Here is a 1,250-nt window from a genome sequence, read left to right as displayed (position 1 = left end):
CCCGGCGCCACCGTCGTCGACCACGCGAACCCGTGCGCGGACCCCGCACCGGAGAACGCCGCACCGATGTCCGGCCGCGACCGATCAGCCGTCAACTCCACACCCCGACCGTCCACGTACACGTGCACCTTCGACGACACCGACGGCTGATCCAGGTCCAAAGCCCAACCCGACACGCTCACCGTCGCCCCCGACGCCGACAACCCGTCCCAGCTCCCGACCGGCAACGCCTGTTGAGTGGTGATCGACCGACACCCCAGCTCCGAGTTCCGGGACGGCGCGTCCACGTCGATCCCGAACACGCACACCCGGTGCGCCCCCGGCGCCACCGTCGTCGACCACGCGAACCCGTGCGCGGACCCCGCACCGGAGAACGCCGCACCGATGTCCGGCCGCGACCGATCAGCCGTCAACTCCACACCCCGACCGTCCACGTACACGTGCACCTTCGACGACACCGACGGCTGATCCAGGTCCAAAGCCCAACCCGACACGCTCACCGTCGCCCCCGACGCCGACAACCCGTCCCAGCTCCCGACCGGCAACGTCTGCTGCGTGGTGATCGACCGGCAGCCCAGCAAGGTGTTCTGCCCAGGGTCGTCCACGTCGATGGCGAAGACGCACACCCGGTGCGCTCCCGGGGCCACCGTCGTGCTCGTGGAGAAGCCGTGCGCATCCCCCACCCCCGGGTACGCCTTCCCCACGTCCGGCCGGGCACCGTCAGCGGTCAGCGACCTCCCCTGGCCGTCCACGTAGACGTGCACCTGCCCGGACACCGTCGGCTGATCCGGGTCGAAGGCCCACCCACTCACCGACAACGTCGAACCCGACGCCGACAGCCCGTCCCAACTGGCCACCGGGAGGGTGTTCGCCGGCCGCACCTCCACCGACGCGGTGGCGCCGAGGCCGGTGACCTTCACCCTGAACTGGCCACCGGCCAGCAGGACCTCCGCGCCGACCGGCAGCACCGCGACCGTGTCCTTGGTCCACGACGACGCGCTGGACGGTGTCGCATCCAGCAGCAGCGAGGAGTCACCGGCACCTGCATGGGCCCGGCGCACGAGCACACCCGGCTGGACGCCGACCACGTTGGCCGACGTGGTGAGCCAGCTGTCCTGCCCGCTGCCCGGCCGGAACTCCAGCCAGTAGGCGACCTTGCTGGAGGCGGTCAGCTTCACCGCTCGCGTGCCGCTGGACCCGGAGATGGGTGAGAGCGTGTGGACCCCCGCCCCGCTGGCCGGGGTCACCTC

The 1,250-nt window shown here is 71.4% G+C and carries 1 protein-coding gene; it reads right to left on the bottom strand.

Annotated features, from left to right (window positions below; all coding sequences use genetic code 11):
- On the bottom strand, positions 1-1,178 hold a 1,178-nt coding region (locus G5C62_RS27130), incomplete at its 3' end, for a hypothetical protein (protein WP_206330907.1).
- Between the last annotated feature and the right edge of the window lie 72 nt (positions 1,179-1,250).

The organism is Modestobacter sp. KNN46-3, from assembly GCF_011039295.1.
The sequence above is the reverse complement of the archived record's forward strand: the minus strand, read 5'-3'. Positions and strand labels throughout refer to the sequence as shown.